5 protein-coding genes are annotated in these 6,271 nt (G+C 36.6%); 1 reads left to right on the top strand and 4 read right to left on the bottom strand.

The genetic code is table 11. The features are described from left to right. The first annotated feature begins 225 nt into the window (after positions 1-225). Positions 226-1,296: a hypothetical protein gene (locus CAG57_RS04710; protein ID WP_161439497.1), complete on the top strand. Its 1,071-nt coding sequence runs from the start codon at positions 226-228 to the stop codon at positions 1,294-1,296. A 254-nt stretch (positions 1,297-1,550) separates the two neighbouring features. Here the strand turns inward: CAG57_RS04710 and CAG57_RS04705 are convergent, their stop codons facing one another. The 4 genes from CAG57_RS04705 to CAG57_RS04690 all read right to left on the bottom strand — a co-directional run bounded on the left by CAG57_RS04705 (position 1,551) and on the right by CAG57_RS04690 (position 6,084). Then, positions 1,551-2,711 (bottom strand): glycoside hydrolase family 5 protein, encoded by a 1,161-nt coding sequence (locus CAG57_RS04705; RefSeq protein ID WP_161439496.1) that lies wholly within the window; start codon positions 2,709-2,711, stop codon positions 1,551-1,553. 156 nt (positions 2,712-2,867) lie between these two features. Continuing rightward, positions 2,868-4,058, bottom strand: coding sequence for a carbohydrate porin (locus CAG57_RS04700; protein WP_161439495.1), 1,191 nt, complete (start codon positions 4,056-4,058; stop codon positions 2,868-2,870). A 156-nt stretch (positions 4,059-4,214) separates the two neighbouring features. Beyond that, positions 4,215-5,429: a putative glycoside hydrolase gene (locus tag CAG57_RS04695; protein ID WP_161439494.1), complete on the bottom strand. Its 1,215-nt coding sequence runs from the start codon at positions 5,427-5,429 to the stop codon at positions 4,215-4,217. A gap of 43 nt (positions 5,430-5,472) precedes the next feature. Continuing rightward, complete coding sequence (locus CAG57_RS04690; RefSeq protein ID WP_161433792.1) at positions 5,473-6,084, bottom strand: family 16 glycosylhydrolase; 612 nt, start codon at positions 6,082-6,084, stop codon at positions 5,473-5,475. Positions 6,085-6,271 lie beyond the last annotated feature (187 nt).

Here is a 6,271-nt window from a genome sequence, read left to right as displayed (position 1 = left end):
TAAAATCAATCAGACTAAGATAATATCAATTTCTCTTGATTAAGTTTTCTTAGCTCAACTTTACAACACAACTGCTAAGCCCTACTTAAGTCACAAAAAACAGCAAAACCCACCAAAAAACCACAATAAACCAACCAAAAACCAACCTGATAGCGTAAAAAAACTCTCCTAAATATGATATATTTCCTACTATATACCAACAAAAAACTTCACTGAGAGTAAGAAATGGTCCACAATCGCTACCGAGAACTAATAAAAAACTCGACAACAGAAGATCTAAAGAAATATATAACCATCATCGAAACAAGATCTAAAACTAATGAAAAAACAAAAGATTTAAATGAACGTAACAAACCTCAATTAGAATTCTTATTAAAAGAATACATTAGTGAAACATTAGATATAGATAGAGAGATTTTAGATTCTGGCAATTTGAATGAAGAAGAAATAGAAGCACTAGGGAATTTTATTGATAATATCTTTTCACTATCGAAAAGTATAAGGAGTGACCTCGATGATTATATTGGCTGGTTACATCAACAGCCAAGAGCTCTTTACTTTTTCCTTGTAATGATTCGCGCCTTAGTAAGAGATGGTTCTGAGAATCTTCGTTATCCTGTAACTAGTATTTCTTTTGAATCAGGTCAACATGATTTAGGTACCGGTATAGATTTAGATTTAGATTTAGATTTAAAAAACTACAGAAGTTCTCGCAATCAAACCCGCCATCTAAAGCCTTTAGCAAAAATATGCCCAAATAAAAGCCTCTCAGCTTACAACAACATAGTGAATACTCTAGAGTTCATAATCATATCAATCTCTTCACAAGAGCGCAGGAAAACATACCAATTACTTCAGGATTTAGAACAACTTCATACTACAGTCTTTAATAAAATAAATACGAATAAAAATGTCTTTCAAACAAGCAATAGCAATTTAATAAGCTGGTATTACCGTAGCTTAACCAAAGAGTTCCCGGCGCTCGGTCTCTCTGTAACAGAGAGCACCGATAAGCAAAAGCAAACCATTTTGTGTATCTTTGATGTGCTTTGCGCTACCACAGAGCCAAACCAATTTACAAAACTGGAAGCAAAACTAACTGAGAGATTTGGCAGAAAAGAAAGAGAGCTCAATAAAAGCAAAGATACTAAAACCAGCAAAGAAGAAAAAACGCTAACATTTAGTGAAGCTGACTGGGACAAACTGAGCCAAATTGCAGGTAGTCAGTCTAAAAGCCAGATCAAGGCGAAGCTAAAGGAGTTGATCGATAACGAGCTACTGAGCATTGAGCTTTAACCTGCAGATACTCTCGACGATATACTTTAAGCAATACAGATTAAAATGGCCAAAGATCGTCTTATCATAACAGATTTAGGAACCATAGTAGTAACCACTTTAAAAATCAAACCATTGATTTAACTTTAAAATCAAAAGCTTAAACTATAAGTTCAACTTACACCAGCTCTCAGGACGTCTTTTTTCTTGCCTGTAACAACCAAAAATCTATGACACTAAATGGCAATCACGCCAGATGATGGTAACGCTTTACTCTAGTGGTCTGTACTTTCAGGTATAAGTCCTTCAAGTAATGCTGTTCGCCATTTTTCTGAATCGGGATCATAAGCGCCAAAACCGGAACTGTATTCCCAATAGTGCCAGCTAAACCCCCGTTTTTCAGCTTCTCTTGCAATAAAAGCGGTCCATGCTCGTTGATCTTCAGGCTTAGAATGTTGACTAAACACACCAAATTCACCAATATTAATTTCAAACCCGTGACCAATCTGAGTATTCCACGCCTCAACCGAGTCTAAATAATCAAATAAGACTTGCTGATCGGGTTCAGAACCAACCCAACGTGTACCAATCCATGCTTTAGCTCCATCAACCCATGATGCACCCTGATGGGTAAATGTAAATGGTTCATAAAAATGCACAGTAATAATGGTATTTTTCACATTAGAGCTGCTCGGCAAAGCTAGTTGAGGTAACTTAGAGGGCCCTCCCCAATCAGCAGTACCTATCATGACTTTACGTTGTCCTAAGATATTATTTTGAGTATTTGCATTGATTATCCATAAACGTTCTGTTAGTTCTGCAATTAAATGATTCCATTCTATCACTGTCACATTGTCATGAGGCTCATTAAGAAATTCAAAAATCAGTTGATCTTCATCATATTGATTAAGAGGAAAACGTTTAGATATTTGATCCCAAAATGCCAATAAACGTGAACGGTGAAACTCAAAATTTTTATTATCGTAAAATAATTCGTCAAAGTGATGTGCGTTGATAATGACTTTTAAGCCTTCTTGAATCGCTTGATCAACCACTTCTTGAACTCGTGCCATGAAAGCCTCTTCAATCGTGTAAGGATCAGTTAATAAAGTATGAGCGTTCCAGCGAACAGGAATTCTTACGCTAGCAAAACCGGATTGGCTTATGTTTTTAAAATCACTAGCTTGAATAGTAAGACCATTATTCCACTCTCCCTCATAATTCGGGGATTCAAGAAAATTCCCCATATTAATACCACGACCAAGTAAGCTAAAACTAAGTCCTTTACTCATATTCCAGTGATAGATATCCTTGTAATATTGGCTATCTAAATTGATGATATCCTTCTTAGTATCAGAACCACCAGAACCACAACCCATAGTTAAAATAAGAGTCAGCATCACCACACAAGGCGAAATAACTTTACTAAAAATCATAAGATTACCTTTATCAACATTACTGACAATAAAAATCAAGGTTTATTATTATCAATAAAAAATCAACCTCACTTCTGAACAAAAAAAATAAGGTTGATGTTTATTATCTTTAACGATTCAAAAGAGAAAAATCGTTCTTAATCTATATAGTAAAGATTACCACCAAGCTTCAAACATCGCTCCAAATGTTAAAGTATCTAAGCGAGTAGACTGCATTTCTCCGGTTGATGAATCAAAGCCGACATATTCGTTGTCTGCACTACCGACGGTGGTATAAAAACGTAGCATTGGTCGAGCCCAAATTTGAGAACCAATAGCAATATTCTGAGAAAGTGTAACTTTCCATGAACTATTTTTTGCATCAACATCTTTATAGTCAACAAGGCTGTAGCCACCTTCTAACCAAGTAGAGTTGATATTATCCCAAGAATAGGTTGGTCGAATAATAATACTATAGTTAGCACGATCATTATGGTCAGCAACATCTAAAAATTGATATGCAGCTAAATATTGTATGCCTGCTTTATCAGAAAAATTCTTAGCTCCATTAAAACTGACTAACCACGCTTCTTGATCTTCAGATAAATCAAAAACACTGTCTTTCGAGTTATTTGCATAACGGAATAGCAATTGATGCCCACCCATTGAAAATTCAGCGGCTAGCTGGTAAGCATCGGTATCATAATAAGACTGTCCTTTCGCTTTATGAGAAGCAAAACCATAGTTGGCATATAAAGAGAGGTTGGCTGTATCAAACAGGGTTATTCCGTGCAATTTAGAGGTGATTGCATATTTCCCATTATCTCCAACCATATCACCTTCAACTTGAGCAATGGCATTCAGATCCAGTTTTATGCCCCCTAAATTAAGGTTATAAAAACCACCACCTTGTCCATCATGAGTCATCCAGAAATAATCATTCAGATCCGTTTGTGGCCGTTGGTGAAAGTCACGCCCAGCCCAGACACGCATTTCTGGTTGAGAGGAAAGAAAATTCGTCACGCTGGCGTAAGCTTTTTTGAGTTTCACTCCACCATTGGTTGCCCAAGACTCATCCGAATAGTGATCAAACATAGCAACCACTTCCCAAGTAGCGCCTTGATCACTGGTGAAGGTTCTCGAAAAACTGAACTCTCCCCCATTATTTTCATTACCTAAACGTCCTGTCGCATTACCATTTAATGCACCCGCTGTACTCACATTTTTTTCATCACTGCTTTGAAATGCTGCACCATAGCGAGCATACCCTGTAAAATTGAACCCTTCTATATTTGCAGCAAGTGTGGTAGTTGATAAAAAAGGAGCACTCATAGCAATACAGGCAGGAATTAATTTTATCGCTTTCATTTTTTGTCCCTATTATTGGAAAGTTATTTTATATCAAGGTGTACTTTATATATATAAAGCAATACCAGTATAATAAACAGGCAGCATCGACTAGCTTTATAAGCTTAAAGCTAATTGTCTTTATTTTTTATTACTTCCTGTAAGGATAATTAATATTTACAACTTAATACAAGGAGATGCCGAATTATAATTTTCTTCCTCATCTTTTATAGCTACATTCGTGAATGAAAATTCTAATTCATTCATACTATCCCATGGGCCAGATAGATATAATGACTTTTTCACTAAATTTAAATTATCTTCAGGGATTAATAGTGATATCGGAAACTGACAGCGATACCACTCATTATCCGATGGCAATATATTATTATCTACCGTGAAAAACAGGCCAAAATCTTCACTTTCTCCGTCCATGCGCACTTGAATACCATTCGTCTCCCCATAATTTTTTACTTTTAAATCTAGAGTCATGAAATCTTCTTTATATTCTGAGAAATCCTTATCAGAATCCTCACTTCCAAGGAAAACGCCTCCATTATCAGAAGCAAATACATTCACCACTTGATTCTCTTCTTCTACATCAAAGCCAAAAAAATTAATGGGGTAAGATGACGTATAATCTTGTGCCTGAGTGCTATCACCCGAGTAATATAATGCTAGGTGTCTACTCTCTAAAGGAGGCGCTTGATTCACACCGCTCCCTGCTCCTACCTCACAACTATCAGGATTAACGACCGTTTCTCGCTCTGTCGTTAACCGATACATAATATCGGTAATTTCGTAGTCAAAGGTTTCTTTAATATCAAGATGGAAAGGGTTCCCCACTTGGCTTAAATTAATAGCAATCGCTCCATCAAAAGGTTGCAAGCACTGAATGGGTACAGTCAGTGTTTCCCAACTTCCCCCACCCGATAACACACCATTCAATACTAAACTGCTTCGGTTTGGCCATTCATTATCAATTGAGACCGTCATCGATGAAGGCACCGCGCTTTTAGAGCGAATCTTAAACTCTATATACCCAGCCTGATACCGCTTCAGGTTCATGGTTGACTCAGATTTCAACATGAATATGCGACTTTGTGTGCCAGTGATCTGAATATCTGCCGTATCATTCTGACCATTATTATTGATCAATATAGCATGCATACCGGTCATGCTCGCTGGGGTCTGGCTAACCTGAGTAACATTCCAATTATCACTCTCAGATTGAATCCAAGGAGAAATACCCGTTATTGCGCTCACACCAAACAGTTTTGATTCATCGCTTTGTTGAACATCAAGTTGCTTTATCGATTTATCAAAATTACACCCTGCGATTATTATCGGTAGCAAAGGGATAACAATATATTTTTTAGTTATTCGTTTCATAATAATTTAATACTCTCATTGTTTTAATAACCTTTTAAAAATCTTATTCATAAGGAAAAAATCTAACCATTCGATATTTAGCATAAGCAGGGTAGCCATTATAATGACTCGGTGGAAAATGAGGGTTAGCACTTATCCAATTATTAATAAATAACTGCATATAACTGGTTACCCTTTTATTGGTTCGTCTTACCTGAACCCAACGATTATGATATCGGCTAAACACTTCCCATGTCACACCATATTCATCGATGGAAAAAGCATATTTCTCCATACTCCAGATAGACATTCCATATTGTCCTAAATCGATATCTACAGGGAACTGTTGTCCTTGTATCCATATATTAGTATGTAATAAATTCGTTCCTCCCATCAATTCAATATCAACTTCATAGTGGCTTGCTGAACCAGCCTCACCGGTATAGGTAAAAAATGAACTAATGGTTCCCGGTACGGCACCGGCCTGCATTTCAACTTCATAACGTCCACGGCGAACATATTGGTAGGTCCGAATTTCCGAACAACTTTTCCCATATGGCTCTGATTTAGCATGCATAATAAGTAAATTAGATTCCATCCAAACATTTTGAGATTGCCATACGCAATCGAATTCACTTCCTTCGTTTTTCCAACCATCCGAAATAAGCCAATTCATTCCGCTCCAATCTAGAGCAAGACTGGAAGAAACAAATAATATATTGAGTAATATGGCATGTGTACAAAACCTAAGATTTGTGAGCATTCTTAACCTCTTATTCTAAATAAGGTATACACACGGTATACGTTGTTCGTCATCGATAACAAAGTATGAACTTCAAAATCTCTTTGTTTCTCCCTTGGAT

Origin of the sequence: Vibrio sp. V30_P3S12P165 (assembly GCF_009904905.1) — a bacterium.
GTDB classification, from domain to species: domain Bacteria; phylum Pseudomonadota; class Gammaproteobacteria; order Enterobacterales; family Vibrionaceae; genus Vibrio; species Vibrio fujianensis.
This window is presented reverse-complemented; position numbering and strand designations above follow the sequence as displayed.